The sequence below is a fragment of the Streptomyces sp. NPDC051576 genome (assembly GCF_040681835.1).
In the GTDB taxonomy this organism is placed as follows: domain Bacteria; phylum Actinomycetota; class Actinomycetes; order Streptomycetales; family Streptomycetaceae; genus Streptomyces.
The window spans coordinates 339002-354452 of the sequence record NZ_JBFAZO010000011.1 but is presented as its reverse complement, the minus strand read 5'-3'; the positions used below and the strand labels follow the sequence as shown (position 1 = coordinate 354452).

The 15451-nt window shown below is 69.3% G+C and carries 16 protein-coding genes and 6 tRNA genes; 8 read left to right on the top strand and 14 right to left on the bottom strand.

Annotated elements, in window-relative coordinates; all coding sequences use genetic code 11:
• Window position 1: 1 nt before the first annotated feature.
• The 7 genes from AB0M63_RS33250 to AB0M63_RS33220 all read right to left on the bottom strand — a co-directional run bounded on the left by AB0M63_RS33250 (window position 2) and on the right by AB0M63_RS33220 (window position 7593).
• On the bottom strand, window positions 2–2737 hold the full coding sequence (locus tag AB0M63_RS33250; protein WP_366021960.1) for a Tat pathway signal sequence domain protein: 2736 nt from the start codon (window positions 2735–2737) through the stop codon (window positions 2–4).
• 135 nt (window positions 2738–2872) lie between these two features.
• Window positions 2873–3463 (bottom strand): hypothetical protein, encoded by a 591-nt coding sequence (locus AB0M63_RS33245; protein ID WP_366021959.1) that lies wholly within the window; start codon window positions 3461–3463, stop codon window positions 2873–2875.
• Window positions 3464–3467: 4 nt separating this feature from the next.
• Entirely contained in the window at window positions 3468–4343 is an 876-nt protein-coding gene (locus tag AB0M63_RS33240) for a carbohydrate ABC transporter permease (protein WP_366021994.1), read from the bottom strand.
• Window positions 4344–4351: 8 nt separating this feature from the next.
• Entirely contained in the window at window positions 4352–5320 is a 969-nt protein-coding gene (locus AB0M63_RS33235) for a sugar ABC transporter permease (RefSeq protein ID WP_355919102.1), read from the bottom strand.
• Entirely contained in the window at window positions 5320–6606 is a 1287-nt protein-coding gene (locus tag AB0M63_RS33230; RefSeq protein ID WP_355919105.1) for an extracellular solute-binding protein, read from the bottom strand. The genes AB0M63_RS33235 and AB0M63_RS33230 overlap by 1 nt, the downstream gene beginning before the upstream one ends.
• A gap of 345 nt (window positions 6607–6951) precedes the next feature.
• A tRNA-Val gene (locus tag AB0M63_RS33225) sits at window positions 6952–7023 on the bottom strand.
• A gap of 93 nt (window positions 7024–7116) precedes the next feature.
• Entirely contained in the window at window positions 7117–7593 is a 477-nt protein-coding gene (locus tag AB0M63_RS33220; protein ID WP_366021958.1) for a TIGR02611 family protein, read from the bottom strand.
• 191 nt (window positions 7594–7784) lie between these two features.
• Between AB0M63_RS33220 and AB0M63_RS33215 the strand changes: the two genes are divergently transcribed.
• Window positions 7785–8198, top strand: a complete 414-nt coding sequence (locus AB0M63_RS33215; RefSeq protein ID WP_004002642.1) for an SsgA family sporulation/cell division regulator — start codon at window positions 7785–7787, stop codon at window positions 8196–8198.
• Window positions 8199–8501: 303 nt separating this feature from the next.
• Window positions 8502–9062, top strand: coding sequence for a CGNR zinc finger domain-containing protein (locus tag AB0M63_RS33210; RefSeq protein ID WP_355919111.1), 561 nt, complete (start codon window positions 8502–8504; stop codon window positions 9060–9062).
• An 84-nt stretch (window positions 9063–9146) separates the two neighbouring features.
• On the opposite strand, the gene AB0M63_RS33205 is transcribed toward AB0M63_RS33210, so the two are convergent.
• The gene (locus AB0M63_RS33205; RefSeq protein WP_019059824.1) at window positions 9147–9299 is read right to left on the bottom strand and encodes a hypothetical protein; all 153 of its coding nucleotides are present in this window, start codon (window positions 9297–9299) and stop codon (window positions 9147–9149) included.
• Window positions 9300–9468: 169 nt separating this feature from the next.
• Complete coding sequence (locus tag AB0M63_RS33200) at window positions 9469–9912, bottom strand: hypothetical protein (protein ID WP_366021957.1); 444 nt, start codon at window positions 9910–9912, stop codon at window positions 9469–9471.
• Window positions 9913–10168: 256 nt separating this feature from the next.
• On the opposite strand from AB0M63_RS33200, the gene AB0M63_RS33195 reads away from it, so the two are divergent.
• Window positions 10169–10684, top strand: coding sequence for a DsbA family protein (locus AB0M63_RS33195; RefSeq protein WP_366021956.1), 516 nt, complete (start codon window positions 10169–10171; stop codon window positions 10682–10684).
• A 15-nt stretch (window positions 10685–10699) separates the two neighbouring features.
• Here AB0M63_RS33195 and AB0M63_RS33190 read toward each other — a convergent pair whose 3' ends face one another.
• Genes AB0M63_RS33190 through AB0M63_RS33180 form a run of 3 tightly spaced genes read right to left on the bottom strand, consistent with a single transcriptional unit; the run spans window position 10700 to window position 13439 of the window.
• Window positions 10700–11524 (bottom strand): GNAT family N-acetyltransferase, encoded by an 825-nt coding sequence (locus AB0M63_RS33190; RefSeq protein WP_366021955.1) that lies wholly within the window; start codon window positions 11522–11524, stop codon window positions 10700–10702.
• A 53-nt stretch (window positions 11525–11577) separates the two neighbouring features.
• Complete coding sequence (locus tag AB0M63_RS33185; protein ID WP_355919124.1) at window positions 11578–12399, bottom strand: aminodeoxychorismate lyase; 822 nt, start codon at window positions 12397–12399, stop codon at window positions 11578–11580.
• Window positions 12396–13439, bottom strand: a complete 1044-nt coding sequence (locus tag AB0M63_RS33180) for a chorismate-binding protein (protein WP_366021954.1) — start codon at window positions 13437–13439, stop codon at window positions 12396–12398. The genes AB0M63_RS33185 and AB0M63_RS33180 overlap by 4 nt, the downstream gene beginning before the upstream one ends.
• Before the next feature lie 179 nt (window positions 13440–13618).
• Between AB0M63_RS33180 and AB0M63_RS33175 the strand changes: the two genes are divergently transcribed.
• From AB0M63_RS33175 to AB0M63_RS33155, 5 genes are all read left to right on the top strand, one after another.
• Window positions 13619–13691, top strand: a tRNA-Gly gene (locus AB0M63_RS33175).
• Window positions 13692–13730: 39 nt separating this feature from the next.
• Window positions 13731–13804: transfer RNA gene (locus AB0M63_RS33170), tRNA-Cys, on the top strand.
• 1 nt (window position 13805) lies between these two features.
• A tRNA-Val gene (locus AB0M63_RS33165) sits at window positions 13806–13877 on the top strand.
• Between the two features lie 19 nt (window positions 13878–13896).
• Window positions 13897–13968, top strand: a tRNA-Val gene (locus AB0M63_RS33160).
• Window positions 13969–14002: 34 nt separating this feature from the next.
• Window positions 14003–14074, top strand: a tRNA-Val gene (locus AB0M63_RS33155).
• A 53-nt stretch (window positions 14075–14127) separates the two neighbouring features.
• Here AB0M63_RS33155 and AB0M63_RS33150 read toward each other — a convergent pair.
• Window positions 14128–14415 carry a zf-TFIIB domain-containing protein gene (locus tag AB0M63_RS33150; protein ID WP_366021953.1) on the bottom strand — a complete coding sequence of 96 codons (288 nt, stop codon included), beginning with the start codon at window positions 14413–14415 and terminating at the stop codon, window positions 14128–14130.
• Between the two features lie 80 nt (window positions 14416–14495).
• Complete coding sequence (locus AB0M63_RS33145) at window positions 14496–15437, bottom strand: aminoglycoside phosphotransferase family protein (RefSeq protein ID WP_366021952.1); 942 nt, start codon at window positions 15435–15437, stop codon at window positions 14496–14498.
• Window positions 15438–15451: the final 14 nt, after the last annotated feature.

The window sequence follows — 15451 nt, the reverse complement described above, 5'->3', positions numbered from 1 at the left end:
GCTAGGGCATCTTGTCGCCGAGCAGGGCCAGGTTCTCGATGGCGGCGAGGCCGTACAGCGCGGTGTCGTTCGAGGACACCCAAGCGGCCTCGCTGCCCGGGACGAGGGTGACGGGGCCGTTCAGCGCCTCCGTCTTCCACGGCGAGGACTCCATGTAGCCGTCCGAGCTGTAGAACTTGGTCCACGCGCGCTTGGCGAGCGTCTCGTCGCCGAGTTGTACGGCGGCGTAGGCGTCGAGGCGTGAATGGCCCTGGAAGAGCAGCAGGGTGCCGAAGTTGGAGCCGTAGCGTGCCGCCTGTTCCGTCTTGGAGGCGTTGAAGTAGCGGCAGTAATCCATGTACACCTCCTTGAACTTGGGCATGTCGACCAGGTAGATCAGCTCCGCGCACAGCTCGTTGAGGCCGAAGACGGCGGAGAGGTGCGAGACGGAGACCACCGGCGCGGTGGCAACGGCGAACTTGCCCGTGTCGAGGTCGTACAGCCCGCTGCCCTGCACAAATCCGTTGGGCTGAGCGGCGATTGTCTCCATCGTCGACAGGACACGCGCCTTGGCCTTCTCCCACTTGGGGCCCTTGCGCTCCCACTCGGTCAGCCAGGCCGAGACGAGACCGCTCCAGTCCGTACCGAAGCCGATCGACAAGGCGTGCCGGTCGGGGGTGTACGGCTCGGTGCGGATCTTGCGGATCGGGTCGAGGACGAGGAACGTCTCGTCGGAGTCGACGTTGGCGGCCATGAGGTCGCCGACGCGTTCGTCGGCGGTGAGGAAGTAGTAGTAGCGCCGGTAGGTGGTGTTGGCGATGCGCTGCTGCTTGGCGCTGTCGGCGTAGTGCTGGACGCCGTGCCGGGTGCCCAAGCCGGCCCACTCGCCCAGGTGGTAGACGTCGACCTCGCCGGTGTGCCGGGTGAGTGCCTCGGCGAAGCGGAAGATGTCCGAGCGGCCCGAGCGGATGTACGCGAACCAGAGCCAGATGTCCGGCGACAGCTCGGAGTTGTCCCAGGCGTAGCCGCCGACGTCGTACCGCCACTGGTGGCGCACGGTGTCGTAGGAGTGCATGAAGTCGCCGTAGTCCCAGAAGCCGTACCAACGGCGTTGCGCCACCTGGTCCTTGTAGTAGGTGAAGAGGAAGTCGAGGTGGTCCTCGATCTTCGCCTTGGCGGCGGTGGAGCGGTCGGGCTCGGAGTAGAGGCCGGGGCCGAAGACCTTGGACTTGATCAACTGGGCGGGTGGGGCGGCGAGTTGAGGCAACACCCGTACGGCTTCCACCTGTTGGGCCAGGGCTTCCGCTGCGGGCGTCGACTCGTTGGCCCAGAAGAGGAGTTCGGAAGTGCGGGCGATGCCGTACGGGGTGCCGAACTCGGGCTCGTAGTCCTCATAGGTGATTTCGAGGCCTTCGAGCTGCTTGGCGTAGGTGTCCTGGCCCATGCCGTCGTGGTAGAAGCGCAGGTCCATCGGCTGGGCCTCGGGTGACCAGAGCCAGAGGGTGACCTCGGCCTCGTCGGTGTGGGCGTCGCGGATGTCGAGCTGAGCGGGGAACTTCTCCCAGAAGTCCCGCAGCCCGAAGGAGAATCCGCCGCTCGCCCCGCCGACGTACCCGAACCCGGAGGCGTGTCCGCCACCACCGGCGGCGATCCAGCCATGGCCCTTGGTGGTGCGCTTGCGCAGGGTGAAGCCGTCGGCGGAGAGCTGGGAGAGGGTGTAGTCGCCCCACTTGGGGATGTACTGGAGGCGGGTGGTGACCCGCTGGTCCCAGGTGGACGGGTCGGCCAGCTTCTGGCCCGCGTACTGGGCGGCCTGGACGGTCGCGCCCGGGTCGCGGCGAAGGCCGGTGATGCCCTGAACCGCCTCACGCAGCAGGCCTGTTCCCTCGCCGCCGATGCGGATGTGGCGGTCGTAGGCCTGGTCCCGCATCGGCACGGTGAAGCGGACGCCGAGGCCTCGGATGAAGTCGCCGCTGGCCTTGCCCGGTTCGACCGTGCCGTCGAAGGTGATCGTGTGCACCATGCGGAAGGAGTCGGCGCCCGCGTAGAAGTAGAGACGGATCGAGAACGGCAGCCAACTCCGGGCACCCTTGCGGTGCTTGCCGTCGATGCGGACCACCGCCCTTACCGGGCCGTCCTGTTCGACGGTGACGTCTCCGATCACTCCGTCGAAGCGCTCGGTCTTCACCGAGCCCTGCTCCTCGTCCTCGATCTCCGGCTGGCGGATGAGGACGAGCCGGCCGTTCTTGGCGATCTCCGTGCCGCCCCGGGTGACCGACTTGATGAGGGTGGAGCCGTTCTTGCCGATCTTCGCGGTGATGACCCCGGTCGACACGTCGATGGTGCCGCCGTGCTTGTCGACGGTGACCTTCTGGTCGGGGGCAGCCGTGTCCCCGGCGGCGAGGGTGAGCTTCCCGGAGCCCGAACTCACCGCGTGGGCCGTCCACTTGAGCGAGCCGTCGGGCCAGTAGGCGAGCGGCCAGGACTGCACGGGAACCGCCGCACCCCCGGCGTCCGTCAGCGCGAAGGTCTGGTCCTCCTGGTAGGTGCCCATCGGCCACGGCACGCCGACCGTGGACCCGGGCGCGGCACCGAGTCCGCCGTCCTCCAGCCAGTCGAGGGTGACCGGGTCGCCGTCGGCCGCCGCGGTTCTCGGCGCGGCCTGGGCGTCCTTCGCGCCCAGCACCCAACTGAACTGCGCGGCGGCTCCGGCGACGGCCGCCGCCTTGAGAAGGGACCTGCGGGGAATGGGAGACATGGCCTTTCCTTTCCGTGCGGGAAATCGGTGCGGGAATCCGTGCGCGACGCTTTCTTCGGGTCCGTCTAGTCAGGGGCATGACAGAGAGAGGTACGACGCCGGACGCGCGCCGACCTGGTGCGAGGGCACCGCTCGTCAGCGGTGCCGGTAGCGCTCCTCCACGGCGACGGCCGCCGCGGCGACAGCCCCCAGCACGGGGACCGCCAACGGCGCGATGAGCAGGGCGGAACAGCCGACGAGGACCAGCCCGCCGACGAGCAGGAAGGAGCCGGCGGGGTCGAGGACCGTACGCCGACCGGCGGCGGCGAGCAGCGCCCGCCAGGTCTCCCCCGGCGACCAGACCGCCGCCGCGCGCATCCCGGCGACGACGATCCCGAGCAGCGCGAAGACGCCGACGGCACCGACGAGCGGCCCACCGGGCAGCCCGGCGCGCACGGCCTGGACGTCCACCCACACGGCGCCCGCCGCACCCCACCCGGCGACCCCGACGACCCACCCGCCCCGCACGGCCGCCCGGAAGTCCGCCACGAACTCCCGCCAGCCACCGCCCTCATGGGCCGTACGACGCCTCAAGTGCCGTGCTCCGGCGGCGAACGCGGCCGGACACGTGACAACTCCCGCCGACGCGACGGCGATCCACACCCCGGTGAGCAGACATTCGGCGAACACCCCGAACCGCTCGGCGAGAACCGATCCCCCGCGTGCCTTCACCCGTGCTTCGGCCACCGTCTCAGCCCTTCAGTCCGGAGGTCGCCATACCGTCGATCAGGTACCGCTGGAAGGCGAGGAAGAACAGCAGCACCGGCAGCAGCGCGACCAGCGACATGGCGATCATGCCGCCGTAGTTGGCCGCGACACCGTCGGAGTCGCGGAACATCATCAGGCCCAGGGAGACGGTGTACTTGCCCGGTTCGTTGAGGTAGATCAGCGGGCCCATGAAGTCGTTCCAGGCGTTGATGAAGGTGAAGATCGCGCTGGTGATGAGCGCGGGCCGGCACAGCGGCAGCACGATCGACCAGTAGATACGCAGATGTCCGCAGCCGTCGAGGCGGGCGGCCTCGTCCAGTTCCCTCGGCAGGTTGCGCATGAACTGCACCATGAGGAAGACGAAGAAGGCCTCCGTCGCCAGGTACTTGCCGATGAGCAACGGGACGTAGGTGTTGACCAGTTCGAGCTTCTGGAACATCACGTACTGCGGGATCAGCAGCACGTGGTACGGCAGCAGGAGCGTGCCGATCATCAGGGAGAACAGCAGGTTGCGGCCGGCGAACCTGATCCGGGCGAAGGCGTAGGCCGTCAGGGAGCAGGAGATGAGGATGCCGAGGACCGAACCGAGGGCGTAGAAGAGGGAGTTCTGGAAGAAGGTCCAGATCGAGATGTCCGCGATGCCCTTGGCCAGGCCCTTGAAGTTGGCGAGGATCGGGTGCCCGGGGAAGAGTTGCAGGCTGCCGATGACGTCCTTGCTCGGCTTGAACGAGGCGCCGATGACCCAGAGCACCGGGTAGAGGACGACGGCGAGGACGGCCAGCGCCCCGACGTGCCAGACGAGCGAGCCGGTGCGCCTGCGGCCCAGGCCCGGGGACTTCGTGATGGTGGTGACACTCATCGGGCGGCTCATCGGGCGTCCTCCTCGTAGTGCACCCACTTCTTCTGCGACCAGAAGAGAACGGCCGTCACGAGAGCCACGGCGAGCAGCAGCATCCAGGCCATCGCGGAGGCGAAGCCCATCTGTGCGTTCTTGAAGCCCTGTTGGTAGAGGTAACAGGTGTAGACGAGGGTGGCGTCGGCCGGTCCGCAGTTGGTGTTCGAGATGACGTACGCCGAGCCGAAGATCTGGAAGGAGTGGATCGTCTCCAGCAGCACGTTGAAGAACAGCACGGGGGAGATCATCGGCAGCGTGATGTTCCAGAACCGGCGGAAGGGGCCTGCCCCGTCCATCGCGGCCGCCTCGTACAGCTCCTTCGGTACCTGTTTGAGCCCGGCGAGGAAGATGACCATGGGCGCGCCGAACTGCCACACGGTGAGCGCGACCAGGGAGTAGAGGATCCAGTCGGGGTCACCGACCCAGCCGCCTACATGCGCACCGAACAAGGACTGCGTACGGTCCACGACGGCGCCGTCGGAGAACAGCGACCGCCAGACGAAGCCGATCGAGACGCTCGCGCCGATGAGCGAGGGGGCGTAGAAGGCGGCCCGGTAGAGGGCCTGGCCGCGGCGGCTCTGGGCGAGCAGCATGGCGACGCCGAGGGCGAGCAGGAGTTTCAACGGGGTGCCGATGACGACGTATTTCGCCGTCACCTCGACCGACTTCTGCCACCGGGGGTCGTCGAACATCCGGGTGAAGTTGTCGAAGCCGATCCACTTCGGGCTGTTGAAGAGGTTGTAGTCGGTGAACGCGAAGTAGAGCGAGGCGACCATGGGGCCGGCGGTGAGCAGCAGGAAGCCGGCGATCCACGGGGACATGAAGAGATAGCCGGCGAGGTTCTCGCGGCGCCCCCGCCGCTTCCATTCGGCGGGGGCTGCGGAACGGGTCTGCCGGGCGTGCGGCGGAGCGTCCTTGACGAGCGTCACGGCGGTTCCCATCAGGCGGAGAAGGCGGCCTGCGCCTCGGAGAAGAACTGCTTCACCGCGTCGGCGACCTTGGTCTTGCCCAGGGCCATGTCCCCGCCGATCCGGAGGAAGGCGGACTCGGCGGTGTCGGCGCCGGACGGGTGCGGGGTGATCGTCCCGAGGACCCCGGCCTTGGCGGTGTCGACCTCGTACTGGGCGATCTCCTTCTGGACCGTGTCGGTCGGCTTGAAGGCGTCGTACTGTTCGGTGGTCGCGAGGATGCCCCGGTCGTAGCCCATGATCTTGCCGACCGAGGGGTCGTGGACCATGAAGTCGATGAACTGGGCGACCTCTTTCGGGTGCTTGGTGCGAGCGGAGCCGCTGAGCATCAGGGAGGCGAGGTACTGGCCGGTGTCCTTGCCGTCGGTGGTGGGGATCGGCGCGAGGCCGTAGGTGCTGCTGCCCTCCGCCGAGTAGCGGACGGCGAAGTTGTCCCAGGTGAATTCCGAGGCGCCATGGCCGGCCGAGAGCGAGGACTTCGGTGTGTCCTGGGCGACGACCTTCGGGGAGGTGACGATGCCGGCCTTCACCCGGCCGTACCCGTCCGTCCACCACTCCGTCAGATCCGACTCCTGGAAACCGAGCCCGTCCTTGGTGAAGAACGCCTTGCCGTTCTGCCGGAGGTAGAGGTCGTACAGGTACATGATGCCGAAGTAGCCCGTGTCCCCGGGGACTTTGGTCTTGTCGTGGATCGTCTTGAGGGCCTTGAAGTACTCGTCCCAGGTCCAGCCGGCCGTGGCGTCGACGCCCGCCCGCTCGAAGACCTTCTTGTCGATGACCAGCGCCATGGTGTTCGAACCGACCGGAATGCCGAGCTGCTTTCCGTCGACCTCGCCCACCTTGGTGACGCCCGCGCGGAAGTGATCCAGGCTCAGATTGCCTGCGTCGATCTGTGACTTGAGATCGAGCAGGACGCCTCTCTTGTCGTACTTCCGAAGAAATCCGACGGCGTTCTGGAATACGTCCGGCGGATTTCCACCAGCGGCCTGCGTCTGGAACTTCTCCCAGAAAGAGGGATAGTCCTGGAAGTCCGTCTTCACCTTGATCTTCGGATACTTCTTCTCGAAGAGCGCGATGGACTGATTGATCTTTTTCGCCCGCTCCTCGGCACCCCACCACGAGTAACGGATCGTCACCGACCCGTCCGCGGACGTGCCGTCGTTGCCACCGCATCCCGTCGCGGCCAGGCCGAGCGTGACCGCCGAGACTCCGGCGGCCTTCAAGACCGTACGCCTCTCCATATTCGTGCCGGTTCCCATGACGGGCCCTCCCCGTAGCGTCGTTGCCACCTGCATGAATCGTTTCAAGTAAGCGCTTGCTGGCACAAGGTACGGAGGCCCTCGGAGTGCGTCAATGATTCGGACAGAATTTTCTTGTGGACCGGCTGAGCGCTACGACGACGCCGACGAGCCCACCGGGCGGACGGCGGGAGGGACACCGCAGGTGAGACGCCCGCGATCGGTCGGCCGAACAGAAAGCGGCCTGCCGCGCTCAGCTCCCGACCGGCCGAAAAACGCCTGGACGGTGGGGAGTTGACCACACGGCCCGGCGAGCGAACGACGACGGCCCGACCGCGTGATCGCAGTCGGGCCGTCGTTCCGGGGTGGGCGATACTGGGTTCGAACCAGTGACCTCTTCGGTGTGAACGAAGCGCTCTCCCACTGAGCTAATCGCCCCGGGCGCGCGGCGAACCGGGCGCACGGAGAACATTACCCCATGTCAGCGGTGCCTCCGACCAGCGCGGGAGGCACCCCGACAACGCCACCGGGTCACTGATCCTTGATCTTCCAGGGCATCACGACGCCGAACTTCCAGACATAGACGCCGACCAGCGCGACCACGATCACCAGGCCGATCGAGGTCAGGACGATGTTGCGGCGGCGCACCGCGGGGTCGAGCGCACGCTGTGCCGCCTCGGTGACCTTGCGTTTGGTCCAGCGGAGCACCAGTTGGGCCCAGACGAACTCGGTCGCCCAGATCGCCATGCCGCCGAAGATCACCACCCAGCCGGGTCCCGGCAGCGGCAGCATGACGATGCCGGCGCCGACGACCGCGAGGCCGACGACGAAGACGCCGACCTGCCAGCTCACATGGAGCGCACGGCGCGCCTTGATGAATTCCGGCGCCTTGGAACCGAGCCCCTGCTCGTCCCGCGCCGCGTCCGCTCTCGTCTCGTCCGGCGTTTCACCGGCCGCCCCGTCAGGCGCCACGGCAACCTCACCCGGCTCGTCACTCCCCGTATTCATACGGACAAACCCTACCCGAGGGAAACCAGTCACCGGAATGGCCGCACGGAGCGATCGAGCTCTCGGCCGGAAGAGTTACGTAAAGGCACGCAAAACACTCAGAGGGGTTTACAACGGCACCGTAGGTGGCATGTCGATTTCGCCGACGTGCGAATCCCCGAGCGCACACTGAGCGAAAGGCCCTGGCGCTTATGAACACCACGGTCAGCTGCGAGCTGCACCTGCGCCTCGTTGTGTCGAGCGAGTCATCCCTGCCTGTCCCCGCAGGCCTGAGGTACGACACGGCCGACCCCTACGCCGTGCACGCCACCTTCCACACCGGAGCCGAGGAGACCGTCGAGTGGGTGTTCGCCCGCGACCTTCTCGCGGAGGGCCTCCACCGGCCCACCGGCACCGGCGACGTCCGAGTCTGGCCATCCCGTAGTCACGGTCAGGGCGTCGTCTGCATCGCACTGAGCTCTCCGGAGGGCGAGGCCCTGCTGGAGGCCCCAGCGCGGGCCCTGGAGTCCTTCCTCAAGCGGACGGACGCGGCCGTGCCACCCGGCACGGAACACCGGCACTTCGACCTGGATCAGGAGCTGTCGCACATCCTGGCGGAGAGCTAGCGCGAGGTCCCGACCAAGCCGCCCGGCGCCGTCCGAACTCGGGGAGACGGCTCGGGCCCAGACAACCGCATAGGGCAGACACCGGCGCCGTCGCCGCGATTCGTCGCGGGGGCGGCGCCGGTGCGCGTGGCCGCCAGCCGCGCGACTCCCCCGGGCTCCACCGCGCGCGCGGCTCTCCGTGGTCCGGGGAACCACCAGGGGCTTGGTGCCGTTCATAGAGGCATAGGGCCGCCCTCCGGGAAGCCACTACCATCGGCCAGCATCGGCGGGCGCCCGCCCGACCCCCAGGCCAGGGAGCGAAACGTGCTGATCACCCACGACACCCGGTGCGCCCTCGACACCGTGGTCGATCTGGTGAACACCGCACCGGAGGACGCCGCGGCGCCGGACGGACTGCAGGATGTCGCGCTGCTCGCGGATTTCGTCCGGAACCACGAGATCAGCGATGTCGGGGTGCTGTCGGAGTTCGACCTGTCCGCCGTGCGCCGGATCCGCGGCCGGTTCGCCTCGGTCTTCTCGGCCCCGGACCCCCGGGCCGCCGCCGGAGTGATCAACGATCTGGTCGCCGCCGCCGGCACCACCCCCCGGCTCACGGACCACGACGGCTACGACTGGCATGTGCACTACTTCGCGCCCGGCGCCTCGGTCGCCGACCATCTCGCCGCCGACTGCGGGATGGCACTCGCGTTCTTCGTGGTGGCCGGCGAGCAGGAGCGGCTGCGCCGCTGCGAGGCCCCCGACTGCCGGCGCGCCTTCGTCGACCTCTCCCGGAACCGCTCCCGCAGGTACTGCGACAGCCGCACCTGCGGGAACCGGCTGCACGTGGCCGCGTACCGGGCCCGGCGCAAGGAGGCGGCGGGCTGACGTCCGCGGCCCATCTCGACGAGGTCGACGAGGTCGATGAGGTCGTGGCCCCCGGCGGGTGACGTCGGGGACCACGAGTACGGCTCACAGCATCAGCAGGTCGTGCAGCGAGGCCATGAGCAGCAGACACCCGATCACCGCTAGGAAGATCATCAGCGGTGGCTGGGAAAGGGCGAAAAGGCAGCCGCGCGGCTCGTCCTTCGGTGGCGCGGCATCGCTCTGTGTCGTGTCCAGCATCTCGCCGCGATGATGACGCAGCGGAGACCCCTGACGCGATCAACACGCCCGATAAGAGAGGGAGTTCGCTGAATTCCGTGATGTCCGTTTCGGGTCGCGTCGGGTCCTGAACGGTTACCGACGGACCGGGCCCACTCTGTGTCGTTTCAGTCGCGGTCCGGTCCGGCCGTCATATGCCGTGCTTCTTCAGGATCGCCTCGATGTCACTGAAGTCGTCCCCGCTCTGTGCCCGGGTCGCCGCGGCGGGTCGGGTCGCCGGACGCTTGGCCGGACCCAGCGAGGGGGCGGAGGCCGCCGGGGCCACCGCGTCCGACTGGGTGGAGCCCCGGGCCGCCCTGCGCTCCTTGCGGGTGCCGCCGCGGCGGCGCTCCACGGCACGGGTGCCCGTGAACATCAGCCAGGCACCGCCCAGCACGACGAAGCCCGCCCAGGCCGTGGGGCTGAACGCGGTGTCGGCCACCCAGCCGACGATCCCGGTCATCACCAGGCCGACCGGCACCAGCGAATAGGCGGCGATCCGGGCGGCGGAGAGAAATCGCTTGCGGTACGCCGTGACCGCCGCGATGCCCAGGCCGGCCGCGGAGACGGCGGAACAGACGGTCTCGGCAATCATCCGGTCCTCCAGGCAGGTCCGTCGGGCGGGTCTCGGTCGGTCATGGTCGGTCCGGGCCCGCTCGATTCCGTTCGGGTCCGGCAGTGTGCACTTCGTCCTTTCCATCCTGCACCGTCCGGTCCCCGGGAGGCCATGCCCCGGTGCGACATCAGGGACATCTCCGGGTCGCATCCTCCCCAGGTGCCGGTCGGCGTCGTACGCGTGCGGCCGGTGGTCCCGGTTGGGGCCAGGGATCCGGGGCTGGGAGACTGGTGCCATGAGTGACCTCTCCGCCGCGCGCACCCCCGTCCTCGACGTCTGGTGCGAGCTCCAGTGCCCGGACTGCCACAGCGCCCTGGACGACGTACGCGCCCTGCGGGCCCGCTACGGCGACCGGCTGGAGCTGCGGCTGCGGCACTTCCCGCTGGAGAAGCACAAGCACGCCTTCGCCGCCGCGCAGGCCGCCGAGGAGGCCCTGGAACAGGGGCGGGGCTGGGACTACGTCGAGGCCGTGCTCGGCCGGGTCACGGAGCTGGACCGCAAGGGAGAACCCTTCCTGGTCGAGGTCGCCGGTGAACTCGGTCTGGACGCCGAGGAGTTCGACACCGCGCTGATCGACGGCCGGCACATCCTGATCGTCGACGCCGACCAGGCCGAGGGCAAGGCCATCGGCGTGACCGGCACCCCGACGTACGTCATCGACGGCGAGCTTCTCGACGGCGGTAAGAGCCAGGACGGGCTCCGCGCCCGGATCGAAGAGATCGCCGACCGGCTGCTCTCCGGGGGCGAGTGACCCGCGCGGCACGCCTCAGAGCAGGCTCTTGTACAGGTGGTGGGTGACCGTCTCGTAGCCGAGCGATTCATAGAGGCGCTCGGCCGGGGTGTTGCCCGCGAAGACGTTCAGCCGGATGGTGGGCAGCCCGTTCGCGATGCCCTGCGCCTCGGCCAGGAGCATCAGACTGCGGCCGTGACCCCTGCCTCGATGGGCGGCGTCGGCCTCCACGTCGTAGACGAAGGCCTTGCCGTCGCGGGGGCCCGTCCAGAGCGTGCCCACCGCGGTCCCCTCGTGTTCCAGGACGCTGAAGACCATGCCCGGCGTGTCCGCTCCGTCGGGCAGCAGGGTGGCGTTGCCCTCCAGGGCCCGGGTTCGGGCCTGGTCCTCGGGTACACCGCGCTCGGTCCAGCTCTGTATGAAGCTCTCCGTTCCGAGGTCCTGCCAGGGGCCGAACTCCTCCCGGGTCATGGGCCGCCCCCGGCTTCCCGCGGGCAGTTCGGGCGGGGTGTCGCCGAGCGGCTTCTCCATGTGGCGGTTGCGCAGGACGTAGCCGAGAGCGGTCGCCACCTTCAGCGCCGCCTCGGCCTCCGCGGGCACGGACGCCTCGATCCGCTCGCAGCCCCAGCCGCGCACCACCTCCTCGGCGGCGAGCGCGGCCACCGTGCCACGGCCGCGCCGACGGTCCTGCTCGTCGATGCGCAGGTCCAGGATCTGGGCCACCGAGTCGCCGAAGAACGGACTCGTGGCGAGATGTATCGCGCCGACGGGACGGCTGTTCACACACACCTGGTAGCGGCGCGAACGCGTTCCGTCGGCCTCGTGCTGAAACGGCTCGGTCGGCCGCAGGGTCGTGGTCATCAGAGGAGTTCTACCCGACCGGGAGCACCAGGTCAGCCGAGTAAACGAGGCTTTTATGGATCGAGGTCGTCGCCCGACCGCTCGGCGAACACGCGCATGGCCTTGCTGGTCACCGGGCCCGCCACGCCCGGGAGTTGACGCTCGTCCACCAGGTGCACGGCCTGTACGTCCCGCAGCGACGACGTCAGGAAGACCTCGTCGGCGCGCTCCAGGACGTCCAGCGGCAGGTCGATCTCCTTGGCGCCGGTCCATTCGACGGTCAGGGCGCGGGTGATGCCGGCGAGACAGCCAGAGGTGACCGGCGGGGTGTGGATCTCGCCTTCCAGGACGACGAAGACGTTCGACCCGGTGCCTTCGCAGAGTTGGCCGACCGTGTTGGCGAACAGCGCCTCGGAGGCGCCGAGTTGGTGGGCGCGGGCGAGGGCGACGACGTTCTCGGCGTACGAGGTGGTCTTGAGGCCGGTGAGGGCGCCGCGTTCGTTGCGGGTCCACGGGACCGTGACGACGGCCGTGGAGTCGGGACGGCGGTTCGCCTCGCCGAGGGCGATCACCAGGGTCGGGCCGTGTTCGCCGCGGTCGGAGCCGAGGGGTCCGTGGCCGCCGGTGTAGGTGATGCGCAACCTGCCGAACGGCATCGGGTTGGCGTCGAGGACGGCCGCGCAGCCGCGGCGTACCTCGTCGAGGTCGGGGTCGGGCAGCCCGAGGCCGCGTGCGGAGCGGGTCAGCCGGTCGAGGTGGCGGGTCAGCGCGAACGTCTTGCCGTCCGTCGCCTTCACCGTCTCGAAAACGCCGTCGCCCACGGTCAGTCCGTGGTCGAAGACGGAGACACGGGCGGACTCGGTGTCCTGCAGCCCGCCGTCGAGCCAGATCTTCATGAAAGAGCCCCTCCACTCACCTCGTACGCACCCGACGCTACCGCGAGCAGCCGTGACGCCTTCAGCTCGGTCTCCCGCCACTCCCCCTCGGGGTCCGAGCCCCAGGTGATGCCCGCGCCGGTGCCGAAGCGGAGCACGCCGTCGGCGCGGTCGATCCAGAAGGTGCGGATGCCGACGGCCAGCTCGCCGGTGCCCCGGTCGGCGTCGACCCAGCCGATGCCGCCGCAGTAAGGGCCTCTGGGCGCGGTCTCCAGGGCGTCGATGACGCGCAGGGCACTGGACTTGGGGGCGCCGGTGACACTCCCGGGCGGGAAGGCGGCGGCCAGCAGCTCCGGCCAGCCGGCGCCCTCGGACAGTTCGCCCCGGACCGTCGACACGAGGTGGACCAGGCCGGGGTGCTTTTCCAGGACGCACAGGTCCGGCACGGTGACGGTCCCCGTGGCGCAGACGCGGCCGAGGTCGTTGCGGACCAGGTCCACGATCATCACGTTCTCGGCGTAGTCCTTCTCCAGCAGGTCCGCCTCGGTGCGTCCGGTGCCCTTGATGGGACCGGACTCGACGACCCGGCCGGTGCGCCGCAGGAAGAGTTCCGGGGAAGCGGTGGCCGTCTCGACGCCGTGACCCGGCAGCCGAATCGTTCCTGCGTACGGCGCCGGGTTGCCCCGGGCGAGCAGGGCGGTGAGAGCGTCGACGTCCGCGTCGGGCGCGACGGGCGCCGACAGGACCCGGCACAGGTTGGCCTGATAGACCTCGCCGGCCGCGATGTGCTCCCGGATGCGGCGGACGCCTGCGGTGTAGGCGGCGCGGTCGAGGGACGAGGTCCAGGCGTCGGACGCGGGGCCGTGCCAGGCGCCGGGGACGGGTGCCGGGACCGGTTCGGGTCGTACGTCCCGGAAGCGGGCGCAGGTCAGACGGCCCTCGAAGTCGGCCGCGACCGCCCAGAAACCGGTGGAGTCCAGGGCCGCGGGATCGCTGGTGACATCGAGGAGACCGGTGGCGACGCGGCCGCCGAAACGGGCGAGGGGAACGAGGTCGAGCACGTCGTCGAGTCTATGGCGGGCGTCTCCCAGGTTGCCCGGCCATGTCCCCATGGGTGCCCTGACCATGCGTTCCCGTAGACGCAGGCCAGCACGCTGCACAAACGCGTTTTTGTGCTGGCCCCGGAATCCGCTAGAGTTCAACTCGTCGCCGCGACGCGCAAGCCGAGCGGAAACGACAAGCGGACGTAGCTCAGTTGGTAGAGCGCAACCTTGCCAAGGTTGAGGTCGCCAGTTCGAACCTGGTCGTCCGCTCGCAGGAAGTGGGGGCTCTTCCCGAACCCCTACGCTCCTGGTGGAGTGGCCGAGAGGCGAGGCAACGGCCTGCAAAGCCGTCTACACGGGTTCAAATCCCGTCTCCACCTCCAAGGACGATTAGCTCAGCGGGAGAGCGCTTCCCTGACACGGAAGAGGTCACTGGTTCAATCCCAGTATCGTCCACTGGTCCGCAAGGATCCCCGCGCGATTAGCTCAGCGGGAGAGCGCTTCCCTGACACGGAAGAGGTCACTGGTTCAATCCCAGTATCGCGCACGCACCGCCCATGATCCCCGGATCGTGGTCCCGAGGACGATTAGCTCAGCGGGAGAGCGCTTCCCTGACACGGAAGAGGTCACTGGTTCAATCCCAGTATCGTCCACACATCGAAGCCCCCGGCCGTCTCGTACGGCCGGGGGTTCTTCCGTGTGCCGGTCAGCTGGAGAACAGCATGTGGCCGAAGCTCTTGTGGCGGTGGTGGCCGCCGTGACCGCCGTAGTGGCCACCGCCGTGCGGGGCGCCCCAGGCGGGCGCGGGCGGAGCCGGGTAGGCCTGCGGGCCCGGGGGCGGCGGGGCGGGCTGCTGCCACTGGGACTCCACGCGCGTCAGCGCTTCGAGCTCGCCGTAGTCGAGAAAGATCCCGCGGCAGTTGCTGCACTGTTCGATCTGGACGCCGTTGCGGTTGTACGTGTGCATCGGCGCATGGCACTTCGGACACTGCATGCTCGGCTCAACTCCTCGCCCGTCGGTACATCTTGGTGTTTCCCCAGGACAGACTCCGTCCGGCCCCGGTCGGTTGCAGCCTACTTCGCGATTCCGGGCGCCAACTCGGGCGGGACGGAACCCATTCGCTCGCAGGCGTCCACCACGGCCTGTTCGACCTCGTCCAGCGGTCGGCCCGCCGTGACCGCCTTGACGATCGCCAGGGCCGCGGTCTGCACGGTGAGGGCGCGGGCCGGGACGTCCAGGGCGGGCCAGGGGTCGCCGTCTGCGGGCACGGCCGGGCCGCCCGCCGCGCGGTAGGTGGCCAGGAAACGGACCCACTCGTCGGCCGGGAGCAGCCCGCAGGCGTACCAGGCGGCGGGCCGCGCCAGGTCCCACCCCGGAACACCTGTGCCCAGGTCGTCGACGTCGATCAGCATCCAGGGGCCGTCGGGGGCCGGGTACCGGACGAGCTGGCCGAGGTGCAGGTCGCCGTGGCAGAGGGTGGTCGTGTCGGGCTGGGGTGCCTCCGCGCGGGCCCAGGCGGGGAGGAGGTTCCAGGCGCGCAGGACGGGGATCGCCGCGGGGTGGGGGCCGGCCGCGCGGAGGCGGGTGATCGCGCGGAGCGCCTTGCGGGGACCGCGCATCGGGGGCAGTGGGACCGGGACGGGTGTGCGGTGGAGACGGGCGAGGAGAGTGGCCGCGGCTTCCCAGGGGGCCGCGTCCGGGTCCTCCGGGTCCACGGGGGTGCCGTACGGCCAGAGCGTCACCAGGCGGTCGTGCAGGTGCAGGGCGGTGGGGTCGAGCGGGGACAGGAGGATGCCGGGGAGGTGTGCGGCCGTGGTGAGGCGGGCGGTCAGTTCGGTGGGGTCGGTGTGCGGGGCGTGGGCCTTGGCGACGGTGTCGGCGTGGCGGACGACTGTGCCGTCGGGGCGGTCGGTGAGGGTGGCTCCGCCGGGTTCGCAGGGGCAGGTCGCCGCGTGTGCGTGTGCCGTGGTCCTGGCTCGGTGGGTGAGCTGGGAGAGGAGGGGGGTGGCGGTCACGGAGCTTCCTGGGA